The organism is Halomonas hibernica (assembly GCF_013183775.1).
Lineage (GTDB): Bacteria > Pseudomonadota > Gammaproteobacteria > Pseudomonadales > Halomonadaceae > Vreelandella > Vreelandella citrativorans.
In genome coordinates, this window is record NZ_VIFN01000014.1 from 24310 (window position 1) to 50494 (window position 26185).

The 26185-nt window shown below is 51.7% G+C and carries 21 protein-coding genes; 7 read left to right on the plus strand and 14 right to left on the minus strand.

Annotated elements, in window-relative coordinates:
* The first annotated feature begins 218 nt into the window (after positions 1-218).
* The 5 genes from FKN99_RS15855 (at position 219) to FKN99_RS15875 (ending at position 5581) form a co-directional block, all read left to right on the plus strand.
* Entirely contained in the window at positions 219-1919 is a 1701-nt protein-coding gene (locus FKN99_RS15855; protein WP_172118781.1) for a SulP family inorganic anion transporter, read from the plus strand.
* A gap of 166 nt (positions 1920-2085) precedes the next feature.
* A complete protein-coding gene (locus FKN99_RS15860) occupies positions 2086-3192 on the plus strand; it encodes an MlaE family ABC transporter permease (RefSeq protein ID WP_172118782.1) in 1107 nt (368 codons plus the stop codon).
* Positions 3189-4028: an ABC transporter ATP-binding protein gene (locus FKN99_RS15865; RefSeq protein WP_172118783.1), complete on the plus strand. Its 840-nt coding sequence runs from the start codon at positions 3189-3191 to the stop codon at positions 4026-4028. The genes FKN99_RS15860 and FKN99_RS15865 overlap by 4 nt, the downstream gene beginning before the upstream one ends.
* A 3-nt stretch (positions 4029-4031) precedes the next feature.
* Positions 4032-4973 carry an MlaD family protein gene (locus FKN99_RS15870; RefSeq protein ID WP_172118784.1) on the plus strand — a complete coding sequence of 314 codons (942 nt, stop codon included), beginning with the start codon at positions 4032-4034 and terminating at the stop codon, positions 4971-4973.
* Positions 4970-5581: an ABC-type transport auxiliary lipoprotein family protein gene (locus FKN99_RS15875; protein WP_172118785.1), complete on the plus strand. Its 612-nt coding sequence runs from the start codon at positions 4970-4972 to the stop codon at positions 5579-5581. The genes FKN99_RS15870 and FKN99_RS15875 overlap by 4 nt, the downstream gene beginning before the upstream one ends.
* Before the next feature lie 49 nt (positions 5582-5630).
* Here FKN99_RS15875 and FKN99_RS15880 read toward each other — a convergent pair whose 3' ends face one another.
* The 10 genes from FKN99_RS15880 to FKN99_RS15925 all read right to left on the minus strand — a co-directional run bounded on the left by FKN99_RS15880 (position 5631) and on the right by FKN99_RS15925 (position 18356).
* A complete protein-coding gene (locus tag FKN99_RS15880; RefSeq protein WP_172118786.1) occupies positions 5631-7478 on the minus strand; it encodes a protein kinase domain-containing protein in 1848 nt (615 codons plus the stop codon).
* Between the two features lie 20 nt (positions 7479-7498).
* Positions 7499-8764: a 2-oxo acid dehydrogenase subunit E2 gene (locus FKN99_RS15885; RefSeq protein ID WP_172118787.1), complete on the minus strand. Its 1266-nt coding sequence runs from the start codon at positions 8762-8764 to the stop codon at positions 7499-7501.
* An 18-nt stretch (positions 8765-8782) separates the two neighbouring features.
* The gene (locus FKN99_RS15890; RefSeq protein WP_172118788.1) at positions 8783-9760 is read right to left on the minus strand and encodes an alpha-ketoacid dehydrogenase subunit beta; all 978 of its coding nucleotides are present in this window, start codon (positions 9758-9760) and stop codon (positions 8783-8785) included.
* A gap of 1 nt (position 9761) precedes the next feature.
* The gene (locus tag FKN99_RS15895; protein WP_172118813.1) at positions 9762-10964 is read right to left on the minus strand and encodes a thiamine pyrophosphate-dependent dehydrogenase E1 component subunit alpha; all 1203 of its coding nucleotides are present in this window, start codon (positions 10962-10964) and stop codon (positions 9762-9764) included.
* 349 nt (positions 10965-11313) lie between these two features.
* A complete protein-coding gene (locus FKN99_RS15900; protein ID WP_172118789.1) occupies positions 11314-12096 on the minus strand; it encodes an ABC transporter permease in 783 nt (260 codons plus the stop codon).
* Positions 12086-13051, minus strand: coding sequence for an ABC transporter ATP-binding protein (locus FKN99_RS15905; RefSeq protein ID WP_172118790.1), 966 nt, complete (start codon positions 13049-13051; stop codon positions 12086-12088). The genes FKN99_RS15900 and FKN99_RS15905 overlap by 11 nt, the downstream gene beginning before the upstream one ends.
* Positions 13048-14244 carry an ABC transporter permease gene (locus FKN99_RS15910; protein WP_172118791.1) on the minus strand — a complete coding sequence of 399 codons (1197 nt, stop codon included), beginning with the start codon at positions 14242-14244 and terminating at the stop codon, positions 13048-13050. Before FKN99_RS15910 ends, FKN99_RS15905 begins: the two co-directional genes overlap by 4 nt.
* Before the next feature lie 3 nt (positions 14245-14247).
* Positions 14248-15159: a glycine betaine ABC transporter substrate-binding protein OsmF gene (gene osmF, locus FKN99_RS15915; RefSeq protein WP_172118792.1), complete on the minus strand. Its 912-nt coding sequence runs from the start codon at positions 15157-15159 to the stop codon at positions 14248-14250.
* A gap of 112 nt (positions 15160-15271) precedes the next feature.
* Complete coding sequence (cysS, locus tag FKN99_RS15920) at positions 15272-16666, minus strand: cysteine--tRNA ligase (protein ID WP_172118793.1); 1395 nt, start codon at positions 16664-16666, stop codon at positions 15272-15274.
* A 10-nt stretch (positions 16667-16676) separates the two neighbouring features.
* Positions 16677-18356, minus strand: coding sequence for a glutamine--tRNA ligase/YqeY domain fusion protein (locus FKN99_RS15925; RefSeq protein WP_172118794.1), 1680 nt, complete (start codon positions 18354-18356; stop codon positions 16677-16679).
* 155 nt (positions 18357-18511) lie between these two features.
* Here FKN99_RS15925 and FKN99_RS15930 point away from each other — a divergent pair, with 155 nt between their 5' ends.
* Both FKN99_RS15930 and FKN99_RS15935 read left to right on the plus strand, forming a co-directional pair.
* Positions 18512-19012 carry a peptidylprolyl isomerase gene (locus FKN99_RS15930; RefSeq protein ID WP_172118795.1) on the plus strand — a complete coding sequence of 167 codons (501 nt, stop codon included), beginning with the start codon at positions 18512-18514 and terminating at the stop codon, positions 19010-19012.
* A gap of 15 nt (positions 19013-19027) precedes the next feature.
* A complete protein-coding gene (locus FKN99_RS15935) occupies positions 19028-19798 on the plus strand; it encodes a UDP-2,3-diacylglucosamine diphosphatase (protein WP_172118796.1) in 771 nt (256 codons plus the stop codon).
* 67 nt (positions 19799-19865) lie between these two features.
* Here the strand turns inward: FKN99_RS15935 and FKN99_RS15940 are convergent, their stop codons facing one another.
* The 4 genes from FKN99_RS15940 to clpX all read right to left on the minus strand — a co-directional run bounded on the left by FKN99_RS15940 (position 19866) and on the right by clpX (position 26174).
* Positions 19866-21683 carry a SurA N-terminal domain-containing protein gene (locus FKN99_RS15940; protein WP_172118797.1) on the minus strand — a complete coding sequence of 606 codons (1818 nt, stop codon included), beginning with the start codon at positions 21681-21683 and terminating at the stop codon, positions 19866-19868.
* 147 nt (positions 21684-21830) lie between these two features.
* Positions 21831-22103 carry an HU family DNA-binding protein gene (locus tag FKN99_RS15945; RefSeq protein WP_087111465.1) on the minus strand — a complete coding sequence of 91 codons (273 nt, stop codon included), beginning with the start codon at positions 22101-22103 and terminating at the stop codon, positions 21831-21833.
* 192 nt (positions 22104-22295) lie between these two features.
* Positions 22296-24710: an endopeptidase La gene (gene lon, locus FKN99_RS15950; RefSeq protein ID WP_172118798.1), complete on the minus strand. Its 2415-nt coding sequence runs from the start codon at positions 24708-24710 to the stop codon at positions 22296-22298.
* 183 nt (positions 24711-24893) lie between these two features.
* Complete coding sequence (clpX, locus tag FKN99_RS15955) at positions 24894-26174, minus strand: ATP-dependent Clp protease ATP-binding subunit ClpX (RefSeq protein WP_172118799.1); 1281 nt, start codon at positions 26172-26174, stop codon at positions 24894-24896.
* Positions 26175-26185: the final 11 nt, after the last annotated feature.

Here is a 26185-nt window from a genome sequence, read left to right on the forward strand (position 1 = left end):
GCGTTTTTGTGGACAGCGGTAAGCAAAACGCCAAGAGGCGCCCAATTTTCTTAACGAGCTTAACGGGTTATGCTGATGAAATAAGTAACACTTTGGGGGAAGAGAGGTGGCTTATTTAAGAAGCCGAGCCGTAATTACTGGCATAACGCGTTAATATAAGGATTAATAAAAGAACCAACGGTTCTTAAAAACCATTGATGCCTGATGGCCCGGAGCCCATGTTTAAGCGTTATTTACCTATTCTCACTTGGCTGCCGCACTATCATAGACGCCTGCTGGGTGCTGATGTGCTTGCTGGGATCATTGTGACCATCATGGTCATTCCGCAATCGCTTGCTTATGCATTACTAGCTGGACTGCCAGCCGTTGTCGGATTATATGCCAGTATCCTGCCGCAGCTTCTATACACCCTAATGGGGACAAGCCGTACGCTCGCCGTGGGCCCCGTTGCCATTATCGCGCTGATGACTGGCGCAGCGCTCGCTTCCGTAGCGCAGCCAGGCACTGATGCCTACTTACAGGCAGCCTTGGTACTTTCATTACTTTCTGGCGCTATATTAGTCGCGATGGGCGCGCTACGGATGGGCTTTTTAAGTAATTTTTTAAGTCATCCGGTCATTTCTGGCTTTTTAACCGCCTCCGGAATACTCATTGCAGCAAGCCAGTTAGGGAGTCTCTTAGGCGTCTCCAGTAGCGGCTTCACACTAACTGAGCGTGTGATGACGCTACTCCCCAACCTGCCTCAATTTAACCCCTACACATTTGCGATTGGCGCAGGCACGTTGGTATTTCTTATTGCCATGCGTCGCTATGGGAAGCAAACGCTTAGCGTACTGGGCCTTCCTGCCGCGCTTGCTGACTTAATCACCAAGGCGGGGCCTGTTTTTGCCGTCGTTACAACTACGTTTATTACCTGGCATTGGCAACTCACAGAGGCAGGCGTTGAGGTAGTAGGCGCTATTCCAAGCGGCTTGCCAGCGCTTAGCTTTCCGTGGGAGGACGCCTCCTTATGGCGAGCATTGTTAATTCCGGCGCTGCTGATTAGCCTGGTAGGTTTTGTCGAGTCCGTGTCCATGGGCCAAATGCTGGCGGCAAAACGGCGCCAGCGCATCTCACCAAACCAGGAACTGATCGGCTTGGGAGCCGCCAATCTGGCAGCGGGTGTTACCAGCGGAATGCCGGTAACGGGGGGGCTTTCAAGGACGGTGATCAACTATGACGCCGGAGCCCAAACCCCAGCGGCCGGGGCGTTTGCGGCTCTGGGCATTGCACTTATCACCTTATCATTTACCGACTGGCTTTATTACCTGCCGATTGCCACCCTGGCCGCCACCATTACGGTGGCTATTTTAACGCTGGTAGATATTTCCATGCTGCGTCAAACCTGGTGTTATTCGCGCAGCGATTTTGCCGCAATGGCCGTGACCATTTTATTGACGCTGGTCGAGGGAGTTGAAGCCGGTATTATGAGCGGTGTTGCATTATCGATAGCGCTATTTCTTTACCGCACCAGTCGCCCACACAGTGCACTGGTTGGCCGGGTACCGGATACCGAACATTTTCGTAATACCCACCGCCATAATGTAGAAACCATTAGCCATGTGGCACTGCTACGTATCGATGAAAGCCTCTACTTTGCCAATGCTCGCTACCTGGAAGATACTGTTTATAATCTGGTGGCCAGTCATCCTGAACTTGAGCATGTGGTACTGATTTGTTCAGCGGTTAACCTAATTGATGCCTCTGCGCTGGAAAGCCTTGATGCCATCAATGCGCGACTCAAAGATTCCAACGTCAAACTTCATTTATCGGAAGTGAAAGGTCCTGTCATGGACAAGCTTAAAAAGAGCGCCTTTCTGGACGCTCTAACAGGTCGGGTTTTTTTGAGCACTTATGCAGCTTGGCGAGAGTTTTCGTAGATAAGATGGATAACATGCGTATAACTGGCTACTCTAAACGGCGATTAATCAGCTACAGTATAATTACGAAGGAGTAAGTAATACGTTGTTTTGAGAGGGCTTCTCTAGATGGTTCGATTAAAGTAATGTGAATATTTTAGCGAGCCAACGGCGTTTAGGAGCAAAAATGCCAAGTGAGTGGATTATAAAGCGGGACGAAAAATTAGTATTACAGGGCGAATGGACGCTTTCTAATTACAAGCAGCTAAAAAATGCGGCTCAAAACTATTCCCAACCAAACGATATATCCCTTACCGGTATTGAGCGACTGGATACCGCAGGAGCCGCTGTCATTGTTGGCATGATCGGTATTGAAAAGTCTCGCGCAATAAGCGATTGGGCAGGCGAACTCCCCCAGGAACAACAAGCGCTTTTAAAGCGTATCGCTGAAGCAATGGATGCCCCGATCGAAGCCGTGCAGCATAGTTCCAACCGTCTCACGGATGCGCTGGCAAGTATTGGGGAGCACATGGCGGGGCTATGGTCGCAGCAACGCCAGTTGCTGGCCTTCATCGGGCTCGTCATCGCGACACTGGTACAGGTCGCTTTTAAACCAAAACGTTGGCGAATAACTGCCACCGTCGCCCAAATACAGCAAAGCGGCCTCAATGCCGTTCCCATTGTTGCTTTGTTAACCTTCATGGTGGGTGCGGTCGTTGCGTTTCTGGGCGCCACTGTTCTCGAGCAATTTGGCGCGACTGTTTACACCATTGACCTGGTGGCATTTTCATTTCTACGTGAATTTGGCGTTTTGTTGGCAGCAATTTTATTGGCAGGCCGAACTGCCAGTGCATTTACGGCTCAGTTGGGGTCGATGAAATCCAATGAAGAAATTGACGCACTACAGACGCAGGGGCTAGACCCTATTGAGTTATTAGTGCTGCCACGGATCATAGCGCTTCTCGTTAGTCTGCCTCTACTTACCTTTATAGGAATGATGTGTGGCTTAATGGGAGGCGCGCTTGTCGCTGTGCTCTCTTTGGATATATCAACGGGGCAATTTCTTTACATACTGCAAAAAGATGTTGCATTGAATAATTTCCTGGTAGGGATGAGCAAGGCCCCCATATTCGCCTTTGTTATTGCCGTCATTGGCTGTCTGGAAGGCTTCAAGGTTAGTGGTAGTGCACAATCAGTAGGTTCTCATACCACATCCAGTGTCGTGCAATGCATTTTCATGGTTATTTTGATTGATGCACTTGCCGCTCTGTTCTTTATGGAGATGGGCTGGTGAGCGAATCTACTGACTCCTCAAACCAATCACCCAGCCACTCGTCTGGACGACCGGTGATTGAAGTTCGCGGCCTGGAAAACCGCTTTGGTAACCACGTCGTTCATGAATCGCTGGACCTTGATCTACTCGACGGCGAGATTCTCGGAATCGTGGGCGGATCAGGTACGGGGAAATCTGTTCTTTTGCGCAGTATCGTGGGGCTAAAGCGCCCCAATGCAGGCAAAATTAATGTATTGGGTAATGATCTTAACCAGTTAAGCAGTAAGGAGCGCAGCCAGGTTGAGCGACGCTTTGGCGTGCTTTTTCAACAAGGCGCCCTGTTTAGCTCGCTTAGCTTACAAGAGAATGTGGCGCTACCCATTATTGAGCATGCCAAATTACCACGAGAAGATGCGGAATATCTGGCGCGGGTAAAACTCTCGCTGGTGGGGCTTGAGCCCGAAGCTGCATTGCAGTATCCAGAGTCGCTCTCTGGGGGCATGATTAAGCGTGCCGCCTTGGCTCGCGCACTGGCATTAGACCCTGACATTCTGTTTCTTGATGAACCTACTGCAGGCTTGGACCCTATTGGCGCCGCTGCGTTTGACCAATTGCTGGTCACGTTGCGTAATGCGCTAGGCTTTAGCGTTTTCCTGGTAACACACGACTTGGATACACTTTATGCCGCTTGCGATAGAGTGGCCGTACTTTCTCAGAAACGTGTTTTAGTAACGGATACCATTCAAAATGTTGCCCGGACGGATGATGAATGGGTTCAGAACTACTTTAACGGGCCTCGTGGCAGAGCCGCCAACAAGACCGCCCACTCAAATGATCGTCAGCTAAGGAGTGAGTAGCACATGGAAACACGCGCTCATCACGTTCTAATTGGTTTATTTACAGTAATAACGGCGGCAGCGGCTCTGCTATTTACGCTCTGGATCAGCCATGCAGCGGGTCAGCGCGACTATCAAACGTACCGTGTCTTGTTTGAACGCAGCGTTAGCGGGCTGACAGTAGGAAGTGCAGTGCAATATAACGGCATCAGAGTAGGCGATGTAACAACGCTGAATCTCAACCCTGCAGATCCTCGTCAGGTTATTGCCAAAATTCGTGTCGAAAAAGATACCCCCGTCAAAGAAGATACTCACGCGCAGCTAGCGTTTGCGAGTATTACTGGCAGCATGTCGATACAGCTCTACGGTGGCACACCGGATAGTCCTGCGTTAATTGATCATGCGGGTGATGAAATACCCGTTATTCATGCAGACCCCTCCCCGCTCTCCACTTTTTTAGAAGAGGGTAAAGAAGTGGTTGATAACATTAATTCAATTTTGGCCAATGTGAATAACCTCTTCGATGATAGTAATCGTCAGAATGCAAGTAACGTACTGACGAATATAGACCAAATTACCGAAATGATAGCGTCACAGCGTGAAGCGTTTGAAGAGAACTTAGCCCTATTAGGCACTGCATCACGCCAAGCGACCACCACGATGGCCAGTATTAACGTACTGAGTGAGCAAGTTACCCAGCTGCTCGAACAAGATGGACAAAACGTTATGCAAAATGCTGCCAATGCCAGCCAGGATATCGCCCGCGCAGCGCAGCGGATGGAACAACTGATAGAGCAAAATGCTGACGCAGTTGATAGTACCTTGCAAGGCACCCGCGATATTGGTCCTGCGCTTTCTTCCTTGCGTTCAACGCTTAACTCATTGGATCGTATCGCCCGTGAGCTGGATGAAAACCCAATTGAATTCTTGTTGGGCCGGGACCAGATAAAGGAATTTAGCCCATGAACTTACGCCCTGTTTTTGCCGTACTCACTGTATCCGTACTCTTGTTGAGCGCTGGGTGCTCCATCGTCCCTAAAAACGACCCGGCGACGCTTTATCGCCTACCCTCCACTAACGTGCCTGACATAAACATGCCCTCCAATGCGGCGACTGAAACATTGGGCATTGCTACGCCAGAAGCCGGATACCTGCTGAGCGGTAATCGCATAGTGGTCTATCCAGAAAAAAATATCGTTAATGTGTATGAAGGCGCTCGCTGGTATGAAGATACCCCCGCCCTCGTTCAATCACGGTTAATAGAAGGCTTGCAGCAAAGTCAGCTCTTTGGCAATGTCGGAACCGATCAACTGCCCTCTCAACTGCAGCTACTTAGCTCACTGCGTAGTTTTCAAAGTGAGTATGAAAATGGGCGCCCTAATGCCGTTATTCAGCTCGATGTCCAGCTTGTAAACACCCATGACCGAGCGCCTATTGCTTACCGCACGTTTACCACGACCAGCCAGGCAACCGATGTTGATATATCTTCAGTGGTCGACGCCTTTGGCCGCGCAAGCGATACACTGGTTGAACAGCTGATCACATGGCTGCAAGCCAACAGGTCTTCTTTTTAGACCACTGTTTGACGTCACTTTTAGCCTGCTGATGTCTATCCGTAAGAGATCAGCAGGCTTTTATGTTTTTAACGTGTTCTCGTGGATTTTGTGGGTAATAGCGCTCGGGCTGCCGCTCCAGATGGGTAAAAAAGCGGGTGTCTTTATAGGGCATCTTCATAAAACCAGAAACGCCCAGCCCCTGGATCTGGTTAACCGCGCCTAAAATATGAGTAAGCAATGTTTGAAACTCGCGCTCCCTTGCGGGGTCAAGCAGTCGGTAATAACTGTGTATTTTAAGATGCTGAGGGAGCGCCTCGAAGATAATCATTCCGGTATGATGAATATCGTTAAGTTGCTGCAGGATCGTCATAATCTCGGCGGGCAATATCAACAGCTCTTCCGGATCGGGCCCATCTTCAAAATAACTATGCTGGCGGCTCCGATCCTCCAGCTCTGGCACCGCGCTCATTTCATAGTTAATCGCCATATCAGGTTGGCAGTAAAACGGCTCACGCTCCGTTTCCCGCTCTATATGCAGCGTTTGGCGCGCATTAAATAAGCAGCTTTTGAAAACACCTTGGCGATGAATGGCACGCGCCAAGTGAACCGTATTATTAACAGCTTCAATAAAGACGGGCTTCACGTCAGGGTCATGCAAGTTGAGGGAAGAATCAATATATACCCCTTCGCGCTCCCAACGTACGGCCAGCCCTCCTACTACCGGATATTTACCCAGCCGACTTACCGAGGCTAAAAACGCTTTTTCTGTCTCCCCCATCCCCTGCATAAACTGTTTATAGTAACGGTCCAGCTGTACATCGTTAACCTCGTTAAGCGTTTCCTCAACGCTGGCTTCTCGCAGAAACGCCTTGCGAGAGCTATACACCACGGTATCAATTTCCTGCTGCACAGGGCGAATCCATACGGGCACAAGAGGCGCCTCGGGGCTGGGGGGAAAATCAAGCATTACCACGTTTGCCATGCGCGGCATTGTGTCGATAAAGTAACTGCCGGCGGTAAGGCGAACCTGCGGGTCGGGGTCCAGCATACCATCCAATGTACGGGCAAATTCCATAGGCAACCCCAGGGAGCTTGCGGGAATAGCGCGATGGCCAAACCGGCACGACTGTGCTGATGCCAGCGCATACAACGTGCCCGCCACGCCCTGTTCATCAAAACGTGGCGAAGAGAGCGCACCGTTTAGCTGCTCTTCACCAATAAAATAGACGTCACCCAAACGTGCATTGGTTTGCTGCAGGTTATCGGACATCAGCTCCATCACATTCGCCCCAACAAACTGTAGTTGAGCATCCAATTGAGCAAAAACAGACGATCCCCAATCAATCAGTGCAATAGACTCCGTGTCAGGGTCGAAGACCAGGTTGGAGGGTTTGATATCGCCATGTACTACTGGCCGGCCATGGGGCCCAGCGTCGCGGCGAAGCGCGATTAAAATATCAACAAGCTGACGCGCTATACGCATAATCAAGCGTGGTGACAAACGTCCTCTTTTGAGGGATATCTGCTCCAGATTCCAACCGGGCGCGCGCTCCATGACTAAAATCGACTGACCTCTTGCGCGCTGGTAGGTGATTAACTTGGGAATGCGAGCATGCGACACTTGATCCAGCATAAACGCCTCTTCTTCGAGACGTTCTTGTAAGTGTGTAGGTAGCGTAATGCGAGAAAATTTGAACACGTAGTGCGCCAGCGTATCGCCACTGGGCACGCTGCCAGAAAACACAAAACCGTAGGCGCCTTTGCCAATCAGCTCAATCCCCTGATACCCAAGCTGACTAAGCTGGGCCTGGCAGAGCGCTACCCAGTCTTTAAGCTTTTGCGCATCATTATGGCTCAGCAGATAGACCGACTGCTCTTCAGGTATATAAAATTGCTGTAACGGCGCCTGCGGCATCTTGTGTCCTCAGCGTGCGTTTATCCCAAATAAAGCAGCATGGTTTCAGGCGCTTCCAAAAAACCTTTCCATGTATTACAAAAGCGCGCAATGGTGCCGCCATCAATGAACCGATGATCTCCTGCCCAGGTAATTGTCATAATGGCGCGGCGCTGAACGGCGCCTTGCTCATCAAAACGCGGCAGCCACTGCGTTTTGCCTATCGCAACAATAGCCGCTTCAGGGGCATTAATAATAGGCGTAGCATAAGTCCCCCCCAGGGCACCGATATTGGAAATACTGATCGTCCCTCCCTTTAGATCAGCCTGGTCGACACGGCCTTCACGTGCAGCAACGGTCAAGCGGCCCACTTCACGAGCGATATCAAGCAACGTCAAACGCTCAACGCCTTTAACATTGGGCACTAATAATCCGGTTTTGCTATCTACCGCCATACCAATATTGCACTGAGGATAGTAGTGAAGCTCGTCACCGGCTTCATTGAGTTGCGCATTAAGTATCGGCGTTTCGGCCAAGGCGAGTGCTAACGCCTTCATAAAAAAGGGCATCAGCGTAAGGCGCTGCCCTTGAGCATCTGCCTGAGGCTTCAGCCGCTCGCGTAGCGCCAATAGCTCAGTAACATCAAGCTCTTCGCCATAGTGAAAATGCGGAATAGTCGTTGCAGAGGCAACCATGCGTTTTGCCATCACGGCACGCACGCCGCGTAAGGGCTCTCTACGTGGCGCGTCCTGCTCTGGGTTGTGCGCCTCGTTGATAGTAGGCGCTGGCTTGGCTATCGATGGCTCTACCTCGTTGTGGTGAATATGCGCCAGCACGTCTTCCTTAAGCACTCGACCCTCTTTGCCACTACCAGCCACCTCGGTAATTGTTAACCCATGCTCTCGTACTAGCCGCCTTACCGCCGGGCTCGCGGGCACTTTGCCATAAGCTCCCTGTGCAGTTGGGTTACTGGGCGGCGTAGCGACAGGTAACTCAGCAGCGTCATCCGGCAGCTTGCTTATTGACGATGCATGATGCGAAACAGAGCGGCCTCCTTCCCCTTCGTTCTCATCCAAGCCCTGGTAGGCGTAGAGTGGAGCATGCACTTTGGCAATTTTCCCTTGTGGCACATAAAGCCGTGTTATCACACCCGCTTCAGGGGCAGTGATTTCCACCAGCGCTTTGTCGGTCATTACCTCAACGATGGGCTGGTCTTCCTCGATATGATCACCTTCCGCAACCCGCCACTCCACGACTTCACACTCAACGATGCCTTCGCCAATATCTGGCAATTTAAAATCGCTCATTGCTCTTCTCCTTGGGCGCTAGAAATTAACGCTTTCACGAATCGCTTCAAAAATCTTCAAATGATCGGGAAAATACTCTTTTTCCAGCACCAAAGGGAAAGGAGTATCCAGCCCGGTCACCCGCTTTATCGGCGATTCGAGATAGAGAAAACAACGCTCTTGAATGGTCGCTGCTATTTCGCCGGCAAAACCTCCGGTTAGCGGTGCTTCATGGCTGATGACGAGCCGACCTGTTTTTAGTACAGACTCAGCAACGGTATCGGCATCCCAAGGAAGCAGGGAGCGCAGATCAATCACTTCGCAGGCAATGCCTTGCGCTTCAGCCAGCTCTACTGCTTTTTCAATTACCTCCATCTGGGCGCCCCATCCTACCAGGGTAATATCGCTGCCCTCTTTGATGATGTCTGCTTCACCTATCTGCAGTTGATAATCTTCTTCAGGCACCTCGCCCACTGAAGCGCGGTAAAGACGCTTGGGTTCTAAAAAAAGCACCGGATCTGGATCGCGGATGGAAGCCAGCAACAGGCCTTTTGCCTGGTAGGGATTACGCGGCACCACCACTTTTATCCCAGGCGTATGGGTAAAGTAGGCTTCCGGAGACTGAGAGTGATAAAGCCCACCGGATATCCCCCCACCGTACGGGGTACGGATCGTTAGTCCGCCGACGTTAAACAAGTCGCCTGAACGATAACGATATTTGGCCGTTTCGTTAACAATCTGGTCAAACGCGGGAAAGATATAGTCGGCAAACTGGATCTCGGCGACAGGCACCGAACCCTGTGCTGCCAAACCGTTGGCAAAACCAATAATGCCTTGCTCTACCAGGGGCGTATTAAAACATCGCGCTTTACCGTATTGTTCCTGTAGATGGCTGGTGGCGCGAAACACACCACCGAAAATGCCGACGTCCTCACCAAAGCAAATGACCTTTTCATCTTCCGCCATGGCGATATCCAGCGCATTGTTAATGGCCTGCAACATATTCATCGTGGGCATGTTACGCCTCCCCTTTAGAATCAGTGGGCGTCTGCACGGTCAAGTCTAACGACCGAGCGCCTTGGGGGTACGCCTCAGGGTAGCGACGAATATGGCTTTTAAGTTGGTCGAATTGACGTTGAAGCGCTGGGGTTACATCGGCATAAACATCACTTACCAGGCTATCCAATGAGGGTGGAGGCCGCTTTTCAGCACGCTTCATGGTTTCAAGCACATCACGGCGCAGTGATTCCTGCTGCTGGGTTTCCTCCTCTTCGCTCCACCAACCTTTTTTCAACATCCATTTTTGCATTCGCAGCACGGGGTCCTTGAGGCGCCATGTCTCTTCTTCGCTTTTTAAGCGATAGCCAGAAGGATCATCAGAGGATGAGTGAGCGGCAAGGCGATACGTCATCGCCTCAATCAGCACCGGGTGATTATGCTCAACCGCCAGTTTGCGTGCCTGCCGAGTGGCTTCGTATACGGCAAGTACATCGTTGCCATCTACACGAATAACGTGCATGTGATAACCAAACGCGCGCGGTGCAATGCCATCCGCGGCAAACTGCTCAACGGCAGGAGTGGAAATGGCATAGCCATTATTACGGCAGAAAAAGATGACGGGCACTTTATGGACAGAGGCCATATTAAGCGCCGCATGAAAGTCGCCCTCTGACGCTGCGCCTTCGCCAAAAAAGGTCAACGTACACTGCCCATCGCCTGCGAGTTTTTGACCGTAGGCATAGCCGGTTGCCTGGGGGATTTGGGTCGCCAAGGGTGACGAAATCGTCATGTAGTGAAGTTTACGTGAACCGTAGTGAACCGGCATTTGGCGGCCCTTGCCATAATCCAGCTCATTGCCGAATAGCTGGTTCATAAACTCATCAATAGAAAAACCGCGATACATCAGAGCACCCTGCTCACGGTACTGCGCCATGATCATATCCGCATCGTCCAGGGCGGCGGTGGCGCCCACCACCGCCGCTTCTTCTCCTACGCACTGCATGTAGAAGCTAAGCCGCCCCTGGCGCTGTGCGGCCATCATACGTTCGTCAAGAATACGAGTGGATAGCATGGCCTGGTAGAGCCTGCGTGCATGTTCACGCTCTAGCGCAGGCGCTTCGGCACCGCTATAAAGTTCGCCTTCAGGGTCGAGCAAGCTGAAGGTGGAGATGGAAAGCTCATCGCCCGTCAGAAACGTCGGCTGGTGTACGTAGCGAATCATCATTATTGTCCTTGTTATGCCTCTTTTGAAGGCAGTATTGTCGGAGATGACTGTTTATGCCAGTGGATTTATCTGGTTTCAGTCAACGCAACGACTACGACAGTAACGCAGCACAAGGACTTTAGGCATACCACTTAAGACGAAAAGACCAACGACGACAAGATAATCTGGAACGGTTCAAGGAGATGGCGGTTTAGGCTCTGTCTGAAAAGTGTCTGCGCTCGACAATACGGCGTTAAAAATTGGCTCAAAATACTCATTTACACATGTAAACTCCGTTTTTTCGCCAATTTTTGCCTTGTCTTGTCTTCGCTCGTCGACTTTTCAGACAGACCCTAGAAGCAAGGCGTTAGGAAGAAGAGAGTCGTAAGCGCAGCCTGGTTTGAAGTGCATCAAACATGCTATCAACCGTAAGCGCCAGAAGCGCAATTACCAAGGCCCCTTGAAGGACGTAAGCCATATTGTTATTAATAATGCCGGCAATGATCGGGTCCCCCAGGTTACTGGCGCCCACCGTGGCACCGAGTGCAGCGGTCGCAATATTGATAGTCACCGAGGTACGAATACCCGCCAATATAACGGGCGCAGCCAAAGGCAGCTCTACCTGGTAAAGCACCTGGAGGGGTGTTAGCCCCACCGCACGGGCTGCGGTTTTAATATCTTTATCAACATCCTGAAGCCCTGCCAGGGTATTGCGTACAATCGGCAGCAGGCCATAAAGCATCAACGCTACAATAATGGGCAAAGTGCCAAAACCCAGTACCGGCACGGCTAATGCCAATACCGCCACGGGGGGAAACGTTTGTCCAAGTGATGCAAGTTGCGACACTAACGGCAAAAAATCCTGCCCTTTTCGACGCGTTACCGCAATACCTGCGCCAACACCCAGGCTTATGGTAACAACCGCGGCAACTCCAACGACCAGTACATGGCGCTCAAGCAACACATAAAAAGGTGTACGTTGATAGATAACCTGCCGAACATCCGGCTCTATCCACTGAAAGATACCTTGGGCGTGCGGTATTCCCACGATACAGATAGCCAACAGCGTGCCCCATAAGAACGGCCACAACCAGGCCGTCTTTGCGGTGGCTTGGGTCGAACGAATCACACGCTTCACATCAGGCTTCACGCATGCTTCCTTTTTCCAACTGGGCCTCTTTTACTATCTTACGCAGAGAAAGCTCGCCAATTGGAACATCCTGCTGATCAACCACAGCAAGACGATCCGTATGGTCGCGCAGCATCATGGAAAGCGCTTGGCGCAACGAAAAGTCAGCGGGTATACGAAATTGCGAGGGTAACGTTGGCCCCATCGAAGACATGTGGTCCTTGACTCGCGTTAAGGCCGCTTGCTTTAAACCACGCTCAAGCCCACCCAAAAGCGATTCAACAAAAGGGTCCTTGGGGTGCTGTAATAGTGAAAGCGGTGTCCCCTGCTGCACGATATGGCCATCGCGCATTACGACAAGATGATTAGCCAGCTTAAGCGCTTCATCCATATCATGTGTGACAAACACAACGGTTTTATGTAACCGCGCCTGAAGGCCTGCCAGCTCATCCTGCAACTTGACGCGCGTGATAGGATCCAGCGCGCCAAAAGGCTCATCCATTAATAAAATATCCGGATCAGCCGCCAGGGCGCGAGCAACACCTACGCGCTGAGCCTGCCCACCAGAAAGCTGATGCGGATATTTATGTGCGAACTCAGCAACCGGCAAGCCAAGCAAGCCCATTAGCTCCTCAACCCGCGCCTGAATATCTTTCGCAGGCCATTTCAGTAGGCGTGGTACCAGCCCAATATTGCGAGCAACCGTCCAGTGAGGGAATAGCCCCGTGCTTTGAATCACATATCCGATCCGGCGGCGCAGCTTGACCGGGTCATACGCTTCAATGGCCTGGCCATCCAGAGTAATCTCACCATCACTTTTTTCGATTAAGCGATTGATCATGCGCAACGTGGTCGATTTGCCACAGCCAGAGGTACCTACCAGCGCACAAAACTGGCCTTTTTCCACTTTTAGATTAATGGCATCAACTGCCGTTTCAGCACCGAAACGCTTTGAGACGTGTGAAAGTTTGATCATTGGACGCCTCCTGGGCGCAGTGCTTCTGCCAAGGCACCCAGGCCCGCATCCACTAACAAAGCTAATATCAAAATGGGCAGTGCACCCAGCAGCACCATGTCCATGGCGGCCTGGCCTAGCCCTTGAAAGATGAAGGTACCTAAGCCCCCTGCGCCAATCAAAGCCGCTACTGCCGTGAGCCCAATGGCTTGAACCGTCGTAATACGCACACCCTCCAACAGCACAGGCAGAGCCAAGGGCAGGCGAACCTGCCAAAACCGCTGAATACGGTGCATGCCCATGGCGCTTGCGGCTTCCAGAGTATCCGGACTGACCTCTTCCAAGGCAGTGTAGGTATTACGCACCATGGGCAGCAGGCTATAAGCCACCAGCGCAATCAGCGCGGGCGTATTACCAATTCCACTCACCCCAACCTTAGCCAGGAAAGGCACATTGGCGGCAAGCCACGCCAGAGGCGCCAGCAAAAGGCCAAAGAGTGCCAGGCTAGGGATAGTTTGGAGGAAATTAAGCAGCGCAAAAGCAACCTTTTGCAGCCTGGCAAAGCGACGCATCAACAGGGCAAGCAGCGTGCCCATTACCACACTCATACTCACAGCGGTGCTCACCAGGAAAATATGCTGCCTGATCGCCTGTATAAATTGATGATCCCGCGCTTTAAATTCCTGAACCAGAGCCAAGTCGCTTAACCAGAGCCACGCGCAAAGCCACCAAATCAGTCCAACGCCTGACAATATGAGAACCGGCCATAAACGTTTTAAACCAAGCCGCAGGCGTAGTTCAACGATACCTAACAATGAGATAAACAAGACAACCCAATAACCGCCCCCGATGCCTAATCGCGCTTGAGGAAGCTCTGGGTCTATTAAAAAGTGGCTGGCGACCATTAATCCAAACGGCATCAGCGTCAGTAGTAATACCACTACGCCCAAGGCCGCCCAATAGTGGGTACGGCTGGGCTGATACGCCAGGCTTCCCAACGCAATGACCAGTAATGAGACAAGCACAGCACCGGGCCAGCCGAAGGCGCCCTGAACGTTAACACTCTCTCCTTGCACAATTCGGTTAGGTGCAACGCTGACGGTATCCACCCCCCAAACCGCTGCCAGCATCACCACACTTAAACTGATTAAAACAGCATTAGGGTAACCACCACGCCCCAAACGAGGCGTGGGCAGCGCATCCAAAAGCGACATTTATTAGTTATCCAAACGGTCGAGATAGTCGTTAGCGACCTGACTTGCCGATAAACCGTTAACGGCTACATCCGCGTTAAGCGCTTGCAGCGTTACCTCGTCCAGGGTTGTAAATACATCATGAAGCAGCGGCTCGATATCCGGATAGGCTTCAAGAATACTTTCTCGTACGACCGGTGCGGGCTGATAGACAGGTTGAACGCCTTTCGAATCTTCCAATACCACCAGGCCCAGGGCACTTAAGCCGCCATCCGTTCCATAGGTCATCGCTGCGTTAACGCCACTGGTTTGTTGAGCCGCGGCACGCATTGTAGCCGCTGTATTACCGCCTGAAAGCACCAGCAGTTGTTCATCCGTTAACTCAAATCCGTACGCCTCTTGAAAAGCGGGTAACGCCTGAGCGGATTCAACGAACTCTGCACTAGCCGCAAATTTGAAATCGCCGCCATCGGCAATATAAGCAGTAAGATCATCCAGTGTTTTCAAATTATGCTCATCTGCAACATCCTGACGAATACTTATGGCCCAGGTATTATTCGCGCTCGCAGGCGTTAGCCATACCAACCCATTTTGCGCATCCAATTCACGTACGGTTTGATGTGCCTGGTCAGCATCTTTCCATACATCGCTATCCGCCATATCGAAAAAGAAAGCACCGTTTCCGGTGTATTCAGGATATAGATCAATTTCTCCAGCAGTTAGCGCGGTACGCACCACATTCGTAGCACCCAGTTGAAGGCGGTCTTGCGTTGGTATGCCGTTGCGCTCTAGCGTCTGAATGATTAACTCACCCAGCACCGCCCCTTCCGTGTCGATTTTGGAGGCAACGACAACGGGCTCATTGGCATTCGCTTGGCTTAATGTTGTCAACGACAGGGCAGCGACAGATAGCAGAGATTTGATAGTAAAGCGCATCTTGGCAATCCTTTAGTAGACGTCTTTTAGTGAGGGGAGGCATTACTAGTATAAGTGGCATTTGAGTGGCTGCCAGACGCCGCTATAGCGACGCCTGGCACACCGGCTCTTGCTAAGGAGATTCAATGACCCACGTAGTTCCTTCACGTGAGTCTTTTAACACGATACCTAGCGCCGCCAACTCATCACGAACGGCATCTGCCTGAGCAAAATCCTTGCTCGCTTTCGCTGCCTGACGCTGGGCAATTTTTTCCTGGATAGCCGTTTCGCTAAGCGCTACCCCTTGCGACTGAGAGCCTTTTAAAAACGCGGCAGGCGTTTGCGTGAGAAGCCCCAACACACCAGCGAGCTGTTTTAATTCACCAGCCAGCCCCACGGCCTTTTCAGGTGTATCGCTTTTGGCACGATTAACCTCTCGCGCCAACTCAAATAGTACAGCGAGCGCCTCCGGGGTATTGAAGTCATCGTCCATGACCTGGGTGAAGCGGTCACGATAAGGACTAGCGGCTTCATCCATTTGGGCCGCAGTGTCGACGCCATCCAGCGCGGTATAAAGGCGCGTTAACGATTTACGCGCCTCTACGAGGGAATCAACCGAGTAGTTAATCGCACTCCGGTAGTGGCTGGCGACCAACAGGTAACGCACCACTTCCGGATCATGCTCGGCCAGTACGTCTCGGATGGTGAAGAAGTTGCCTAGCGACTTCGACATTTTTTCCTGATCCACACGGACAGCGCCCGCATGCATCCAGGTGTTAACGTAAGTTTTCCCCGTCGCGGCTTCTGACTGAGCAATTTCGTTTTCATGGTGCGGGAAGGTCAAATCGGGCCCGCCACCGTGAATATCAAAGGTATCACCCAAACAGCAGGTCGACATGGCCGAACACTCGATATGCCAGCCAGGACGGCCATCGCCCCAGGGTGATGACCAGTGCGCCTCACCCGGTTTTGCCGCTTTCCAAAGCACAAAATCAAGCGGATCTTCTTTATGAACATCCACATCAACCCGCGCACCTGAACGCATATCGTCTAGCTGGCGGTTATTGAGCTTGCCGTACGTGGCAAATTTGCGCACTCGGTAGTACACATCGCCATTTCCGGCAGGATAGGCAAAACCTTTTTCGATCAACGTTTCGATCATGCCGACGATATCCCCAACATGCCCCGTTGCACGGGGCTCTTGGCTGGGTGGCAGCACGTTCAGCCGCGCTTCGTCTTCATGCATGGCATCAATCATGCGCTCGGTTAGCGCCGTAATGCTTTCACCATTCTCCTCAGCACGCTTAAGGATTTTATCGTCGATATCGGTGATGTTACGCACGTAGGTAACGTCATAGCCACGGTGGCGCAAATAGCGAGTAATGACATCAAATGCGACCATGACGCGGGCGTGGCCAAGGTGACAATAGTCATACACCGTCATGCCGCAGACATACATGCTTACCTTACCCGCGACCAGCGGCGTAAATGGCTCCTTGCGACGCGTCAGCGTATTGTAAATTTGCATATGACGATCCTTAACCTTTCTGTTTGATTTTCGCCCAGCTATCTTTCAACCCTACGGTACGGTTAAACACCAGTTGCCCCGGCTTGGAGAGATGACGGTCAGCGCAGAAGTAACCCATGCGTTCAAACTGGAAACGATCTTCTGGCACGGCTTTGGCCAGACTTGGCTCGCCGATTGCCTGGCAGATGACCAATGATTCTGGGTTCAGGTGCTCAAGGAAATCGACATCCTTGTCACGGTCCGGTTGCTCGACCATGAACAGATTGTCATACAGACGCACTTCCATGGGCACACCGTGAGTGGCGCTGACCCAGTGAACCACGCCTTTCACCTTGCGCCCTTCCGGATTTTTGCCGAGCGTGTCGAAGTCCACCGAACAGCGCAACTCAACCACTTCACCGGCGTCGTTCTTGATCACCTCGTCACACCGGATGACGTAGCTGTTGCGCAAGCGAACTTCCTTGCCTGGCGCCAAGCGGAAGAACTTCTTGGGTGCATCTTCCATGAAGTCATCCTGGTCGATGTACAGCTCGCGACCAAACGGTACCTTACGCGTCGGCATGTCGTCACGCGCGGGGTGCCCCGGCACGTCGTACACTTCCTCGTGGTTTTCTGCCACATTAGTCAGTACGACCTTGAGCGGTTTCAGCACGCACATGGCACGCGGCGCGTTATCTTCAAGGTCCGAGCGAATAGCGTGGGTCAGCATGGCGATATCGACAAGCCCGCCATCGGCACGCGTCACGCCGATCATTTCGCAGAATTTACGAATAGAGGCGGCGGTATAACCACGGCGGCGCATGCCGGAAATCGTCGGCATCCGTGGGTCATCCCAGCCGTCTACGATCTGCTCGTCCACTAACAGCTTCAATTTGCGTTTAGAGGTCAGCGTATAATCCAGGTTTAAGCGCGCAAACTCAATCTGACGTGGTTGGGCGGGAACCGGGAGATTATTCAGGAACCACTCATATAGCGGACGGTGGTCTTCAAATTCCAGCGTACAGATTGAGTGAGTGATGCCTTCAATCGCATCCGACTGCCCATGAGTGAAGTCGTAGGAAGGATAAATCTTCCATTTATCGCCGGTTTGGTGATGATTCGCATGACGAATGCGATACAAGATGGGATCGCGCAAGTTGATGTTAGGCGATGCCATATCGATTTTGGCACGTAGCACTTTTTCACTTTCACCGAATTCGCCAACACGCATACGCTCGAGTAAATCCAGGTTCTCCTCAACGCTACGTTCGCGGTAAGGGCTTGGCTTGCCAGGAGCGGTTAGCGTACCGCGATACTCACGGATCTCATCGGGCGAGAGATCATCCACGTAGGCTTTGCCTTCGCGAATTAAATGCTGTGCCCAGGCATAAAGCTGGTCAAAGTAGTCAGAAGCAAAGCGAACCGGGCCCGCCCAGCTAAAACCTAACCAACTGACGTCTTCTTTGATGGCGTCAATATAAGCCTGCTCTTCTTTCGCCGGGTTGGTGTCGTCAAAACGCAGATGACACTCACCACCCATTTGCTCCGCCAATCCGAAATTTAAGCAGATCGACTTTGCGTGGCCGATGTGCAGAAAACCGTTCGGCTCTGGGGGAAAACGCGTCACGATTTTTGTGACCTGGCCGCCCTCGATCTCGTCGCGTACTTGGTTGCGAATGAAGTTCGGCGCTGGGGTGGTCTCGTTGGTCATGGTGGTGTTGAAAACCTCGTGGTGGATGGCGTGCCAGGCAACCTCTGCCTACGCTATTAGGTTAGCGCTTCGCGGTGCCAAGCAAAACCGCTATTATAGCGTGACGCCGATGCACAGCGCCAAGGCGAACGTCTTCATTGAACAGGAATTTATTCATGATCGTATTACAGACAAACCACGGTGACATCACTATCGCGCTTAATCATGAAAAAGCGCCGGTAACAGCGGCTAACTTCGAGCAGTATGTTCGTGATGGATTTTACGATGGCACACTGTTTCACCGCGTCATTGACGAGTTTATGGTGCAAGGCGGTGGCTTTGATCAGGATTTCAACCAGAAGCCGACACGTGATTCGATCGAGAATGAAGCGGATAATGGCTTAAAGAACACTATCGGCACGCTTGCCATGGCTCGAACGCAAGACCCCCATTCGGCGACTGGCCAGTTTTTCATTAATGTTGGCGACAACGGCTTTTTGGATCACAGCGGAAAAAGCCTTCAAGGTTGGGGTTACGCCGTTTTTGGTGAAGTAGTTGATGGTATGGACGTGGTCAACGCCATTAAGGGTGTGAGCACAACACGCCGTGGCATGCATGCGGATGTGCCTGCGGAAGATGTGATCATTGAGCGTGCTTATGTAAAAGAAGCAGAATAACTCTTCGGGAGCATCATGCGCACACTGCTTGTAGCTGACATGCACTTAAGCAGCGACACCCCTGAGATCAATCAGGGGTTTTATCGCTATCTGGAACAAACGGCCCAGGGCGCAAGCGCCCTTTATATTTTGGGTGATCTTTTTGATGCGTGGATGGGTGATGACTTACTCGACACTCAGCATCCCCTTGGCGCCGTGGCGCTTAAAGTCATCCAGCGCTTACGCAAGCTGAGCGATGACGGTACGGCTATTTATCTGTCTCATGGCAACCGTGACTTTCTGCTGGGCGAACGGTTTGTTAATGCCTGCCAGGCAACACTGCTCTCCGATGTGCAGGAAGTGGAGTTGGAGGGCGTGCCGCTTGTGCTGCTGCATGGCGACAGCCTGTGCACCCAGGATGAAGCCTATATGGCGTTCAGGCAGCAGTCGCGCAATCCTGAATGGCAAGCACAGATTCTAGCGCTGCCTCTTGAGCAGCGCCTGGAGCTTGCCAAAAGCCTACGCATGCAATCAGGCGATGCCAACGCCAACAAGGCAGAAGCGATTATGGACGTGACCCATGCTGAAGTCGTGCAACTAATGGAGCGCTATGGCGTTGCCACCATGATCCATGGCCATACGCACCGCCCTAAGGTTCATGATCTTACGGTGGAAGACGTACCTGCTAAACGCTTTGTACTGGGTGATTGGGATGACCAGCACGGCTGGGACGTGATTATCGAGGAGTCTGACCGCCCTGAACCCAAGCTGCGTCAATTCTCCTTGGCCACGCCGCCCGCGGCGTAACTGCCTTCAGCAAACACAAAAAAGCCGATCAATCGATGATCGGCTTTTTTATTCATACCTGACAACGTTAGCGCTTGATATCCGCATCCTGATACAGGGTGTCAATCAAGCCCTGGATCACCGCTTGGGCTCTTAACTGCTCAGCCATTTGCGCGACAAAACCCGCTATTTGATCATTATCTTCGCCTGCCGATACGTCATCCAACGCGATAACCGCAACGTCTTGCGACAGCGTAACAGCCCGGTACTGGCTTTCACCTTCATCCGGATTCGGCATACGGAAGACTTCCGACACCAATCCTTGAGGTAAAGAACCATTCTGCTGACGACTAACGTTAGTGGCTTCAAGCCAATTGACGTCGAGCGTCTCACCCGCATTAAGCGAAGCTGTCATTGCTTGAGCCTGCTCAAGCATGGCTTGTTGACGCTGTTGGGCGGCAACGGACTGCTCTACCTCATCGCGAACGTCATCCAGGCTTATCAACGTCGCTTCACGATGTTCGGCCACACGCAAGACCAAGCGTCGATCATCGTCGAGCTCAATCACTTCACTGTTATAGCCATCAGTCAGCACCTCTTCGCTGAAGGCTTCATCCAGCACGCCCGGCTCCGAAAGAACGCCTTCGCCTTCACCACGCGCGAGCCAATCGGTCTGCGTCAACGTTAAACCAATATCATCAGCGACGCTTTGCAAATCGTCCGCAGCAAAGCTCTGGTCAATCAACTGCTGCACCTTGGCGTTAAATGCATCGTTAACGTCGCCTAACGCAACATTTTGACGCAGTACGTCGCGCTGCTCTTCAAATGAGGGGGCATCAACATCGGTCACTCGCAGAATGTGGAAGGCACCATCAACTTCAACGACCTGCGACGTTTCGCCTTCAGCAAGAGAGAATGCAGCCTCATCAAATGCATTGCCGAAAATACCGCGCGAAATCGTACCTAGATCCCCTCCTTCCTCGGCACTTGTTGTGTCATCAGAGTAGCGGAGTACCGTATCAGCAAAGGATTCACCATCTTCCAGGTCATCATAAGCAGTGTCAGCAATGCTGCGTGCTTCTTCACGGGAACGTTCATCACCAAAGGTCACCATGATATGTGAAATACGCCGATCTGCATTTTGATTCTGTTCACGCCACGCCTGGCGAAGCGTCTCTTCATCAATTTCACTTTCAGCGGCCATGGCTTGGCGATCAATCAGCACATACTCAACGCGTACCTGCTCAGGCCGCTCGAAACGCTCCTGATGGGCATCATAGTAAGCCTGTACCTGCTCGTCGGTGACATTGATATCAACATCTACGTCGTCGTTGCTCATCAGCACATAACGAAAACTGCGCTGCTGATTTTGTAACTCGGCCAAACGAGCCTGTTCGCTGGGCAGGCTAAAATCGCTGAATGCCAAGCCTTGCTGCAAATGCTGACGCTTAATGTCGACGCGCAAGTCCTGACGAAACGAGACAGGTGAATAACCTGCACCCGCTAGCCGGTTACGGAAAATGTCGGCCGAGAAATGACCATTTTGATCATGAAACTCGGGGAGGCCTACAATAATTTGGTCTAACTGTGCATCGGAGACGTAGAACCCACCGTCATCAGCGTACTGAGTAAGCAGTTGCTGGGTGATCAACTGGTCCAGCATATCATTGCGCAACGCACGCTCTTGTTCCGGCGGAACCTGGCCTGACCGAAGCGCTCGCTGCACCTCCAGCTCAACCTGCTGACGCATGATGGGCTGGCCATTGACACTTGCGACTTCATTGGGATCGCTGCCAAACACACTAAACAGTGATTCCACCCCAAACAGCGCCATGGCAGCCACCATGAGACCGATAATAATTTTGGCGCCCCAGCTTCTGGAGCCATTTCGAATACTTTGCAGCATGCTAGCCTCAGATAAACACAGCCATATAAATAAACCTTCACGTTGCCCGAAATCGTTTTCGGATAACCCCTTAAATACCAGGCCAAAAAATAACATGGGCGCATCGCGGATGCGATGCGCCCATTAGATTACATAAACACAGAACAATTAATTAACGGCGTCTTTCAGCGCCTTGCCTGCTTTGAAGCCAGGTACTTTCGCCGCTTTAATTTCGATAGGCTGGCCCGTCTGCGGGTTACGGCCAGTACGTGCAGCACGCTCTTTAATAGCGAAGGTACCAAAACCTACCAGTGAAACGCTTTCACCTTTTTTGAGGCTATCGGTGACAGACTCCACCATGGCATCCAATGCGCGGGTTGCCGCTGCTTTAGGAATATCGGCAGACGCGGCAATGGCTTCAATCAGCTCAGACTTATTCACACTTCACCCCTTAACTGTTTCAAAAAAATGGCTCTGTACGGCATGGCCACCAGAAGGTACAACCTCAAAGCATAGCTGCGTTTTATAGCAATGCCTTGAAACACCTGTCAAGCAAACACACCGTGGAATGCCCGCTGCACAAGGCTTTGGGCAAATTCTTTAAGTAAACATTAAAGACCAATGGCTTTAATATTAGTGTGTATTGGCTACGGTGGAGGAAGTAAACGATGTTTTAGCACCCTTTTCAGCACTTTTTAAAGACGTGCCCTCATCGTTTTCATCGCTCACTAGCGCCACCGCCAATACATCATCTATCCAGCGTACCGGACGAATATCAAGTGCACCCTTGATATTTTCCGGTACTTCCTTGAGATCACGACGATTTTCTTCAGGAATCAAGACGGTCTTTATACCACCGCGACGGGCTGCCAGCAATTTCTCCTTCAGGCCGCCTATCGGCAACACCTCGCCCCGAAGGTTAACTTCACCGGTCATCGCTACATCACAGCGCACTGCACGCTGCGTATAAGCCGACACCATAGCCGTTACCATCGCGACACCAGCGCTGGGGCCATCTTTAGGCGTAGCCCCTTCTGGCACATGGATATGCAGGTCTTCATTCTCAAAACGCGCAGGGTCAATACCGAACCCGTGAGCACGCGCCTTCACAACGGTTTGTGCGGCACTAACGGACTCTTTCATTACATCGCCGAGCGAGCCCGTTTTGTTAATTCGCCCTTTACCTGGCGTCACCACAGACTCAATGCTGAGAAGCTCTCCACCGACTGATGTCCAAGCAAGCCCTGTTACACGGCCAATCTGGTCGTCCTGCTCAGCCAGCCCGTAGCTGTAACGTCGTACGCCGGCATAGGCTTCAATTTGCTCAGCAGAAAGGGTTTGCGTCTCTTCGAGGTCTTTACGCTCCAAGCGCTCACGAAGCACTTTACGGCAGACTTTAGCAATCTGGCGTTCAAGTTCACGCACCCCCGCTTCACGCGAGTAGTAGCGAATAAGCTCCAGCAGCGCATCATCCTGAAGTGCCAGCTCATCTGTCTTCAGTCCATTGGCAGCGAGCTGCTTCGGCAACAGATAACGCTTGGCGATCGCCAGCTTTTCATCTTCGGTATAGCCTGGCAGACGAATAATTTCCATACGGTCCAAAAGCGGGCCAGGAATATTCATCGAATTGGCCGTACAGATGAACAGCGTCTCTGAAAGGTCGTAATCCAGTTCCAGATAGTGATCGCTGAAGCTGTTGTTTTGCTCAGGATCCAACACTTCCAAAAGCGCTGAGGCTGGGTCGCCACGATGATCCATGCCGAGCTTATCCACTTCATCCAGCAGGAACAGTGGATTCTTGACACCTGCACGGCTCATGCGCTGCATTAGCTTACCGGGCAATGAACCAATATAAGTGCGTCGATGGCCACGAATCTCCGACTCATCCCGCACTCCGCCCAATGCCAAGCGTACATACTTACGATTGGTCGCCCGCGCGATGGACTGACCCAGCGAGGTCTTACCCACCCCAGGTGGGCCTACCAGGCACAGCACAGGGCCTTTCATCTTGCGTACGCGCTTTTGTACAGCCAAGTACTCAAGGATACGTGCTTTTACCTCTTCGAGGCCGTAATGGTCCTCATCAAGCACTTCTTGCGCTTTCACAAGATCATGCTTCACGCGCGTACGCTTTTTCCAAGGGACCGCTATCAGCCAATCCAGATAGGAGCGCACGACGGTCGATTCTGCAGAGTTAGCAGCCATCATTTTCAGCTTGTTCAGCTCTTGAGTCGCTTTATCGGCAGCCTCTTGTGGCATGCCCGACTCTTTGATCGCTTTCTCGTACTTTTCGGCTTCATTTGGTACGTTGTCGAGCTCGCCCATCTCTTTCTGAATGGCTTTCATCTGCTCGTTTAAGTAGTACTCGCGCTGGGTCTTTTCCATCTGCTCTTTAACACGTGAGCGGATGCGCTTTTCTACTTGAAGAAGATCAATTTCAGATTCGATTAAGGCCATCAGGTGCTCAATACGATCGCGCACCCTATCCATCTCTAAAAGCTCCTGTTTATCGCCAATTTTTAGCGATAAATGAGCACAGATGGTGTCCACTAGCCGGCTTGGATCTTCAATCCCGGAAAGCGAGTTAAGCACCTCATTGGGCACTTTTTTCGACAGTTTAACGTACTGCTCGAACTGATTAAGCAGCACGCGTACCAGCGCTTCCTGTTCGCGGCTGGTTAAGGGCTCGCTCTCTCGAGGAGAAAGATGGGCTTGCGTATAGCCCGCTTCGTTCTCTTCGATGTCCAGTACATCCGCGCGAAAGCTGCCTTCAATCAACACTTTTACAGTGCCATCGGGAAGCTTGAGCAGCTGCATAATGTCCGCCACTGTGCCCATGGCATAGAGGTCGGCATTGTCCGGCTCATCCTGGGCTGCTTCTCGCTGAGCCACTAGCAATACGCGCTTATCAGCTTCCATCGCAGCTTCAAGCGCCTGAATCGACTTTTCACGCCCTACAAACAGAGGGATAACCATTTGCGGATACACGACGACGTCCCGCAACGGCAATAAAGGTAGACATTGAGTCTGTTCGGCGTTCTGCTGCATCGCAGACGTTCCTCAACAAATCGGAAGAGTACTTGATGGAACACCAAGGCAAGTACATCACTGTATGAAAAGTACTACGCAGTGTAGAGCAAACTACGCAGTGACACCCATGAACAACAAGGGGCCGCCTAGGCGACCCCTTGGTTTAGCGCAAGCGGCTGAAGTCACGCCGTTGGCCTATTACTAGCCATCCGTGCCATCAACGCGAGCATCTTCCTGCTTTGAATACATCAAGAGCGGCTCGCTTTCACCTGCGATTACCGATGCATCGATAACCACCTTGCTGACATTTTCCAGTGATGGAATTTCATACATGGTGTCAAGCAATACCGACTCAAGGATAGAGCGCAGGCCGCGTGCACCTGTCTTCCGCTCCATCGCCTTCGCAGCAACCGCTCGTAACGCTTCGTCTCTAAACTCAAGCGTCACGCCTTCCATTTCGAAGAGCTTTCCATACTGCTTGATGAGCGAGTTTTTGGGCTCTGTCAAAATCTGGATCAGCGCGTCTTCGGTAAGCTCCGTTAACGTAGCAATGACCGGTAGACGTCCAACAAACTCTGGAATCAAACCGAACTTCACCAGGTCTTCCGGCTCAACGTCTGCAAGCAGCTCACCGACACCACGTGCTGACTCTTTGCTCTTAACGCTGGCGTTAAAACCGATTCCGCCCTTTTCAGCCCGGTCACGTATAACCTTGTCCAGACCCGCGAAAGCGCCGCCTACAATAAACAGTATGTTACCGGTATTTACCTGAACAAACTCTTGCTGCGGATGCTTGCGGCCACCCTGAGGCGGCACAGAAGCCGTCGTGCCTTCGATTAGTTTGAGCAACGCCTGCTGTACACCTTCACCCGATACATCACGCGTGATAGACGGGTTGTCGGACTTACGAGAAATTTTGTCAATTTCATCGATATATACAATGCCGCGCTCGGCCTTCTCTACATCGTAGTCACACTTTTGAAGCAGCTTCTGGATGATGTTTTCAACATCTTCACCCACATAACCCGCTTCGGTCAGCGTTGTTGCATCCGCAATGGTGAAAGGTACGTTTAATAAACGTGCCATGGTCTCCGCTAGCAATGTTTTACCACTACCAGTGGGGCCGATGAGCAGAATATTGGATTTACCTAATTCAACATCGCCTTCACGTACGTCCGGTCTCAGACGCTTGTAGTGGTTATAAACCGCTACGGACAGCACCATTTTGGCGCGGTCTTGTCCAATGACGTAATCGTCCAGGGTATGACGTATTTCGCGAGGCGTAGGTAAACGCTCCTCATCGCTCTCGGCATCGGCTTCGAGAACTTCCTCGCGAATGATGTCATTACACAAGTCGACACACTCATCGCAGATATATACGGACGGGCCAGCAATCAGTTTACGTACTTCGTTCTGGTTTTTTCCACAGAACGAGCAGTAAAGTAATTTACCACCTTCATCCTTGCCTTTGCCGTCGGCCATTAGCGTACCTC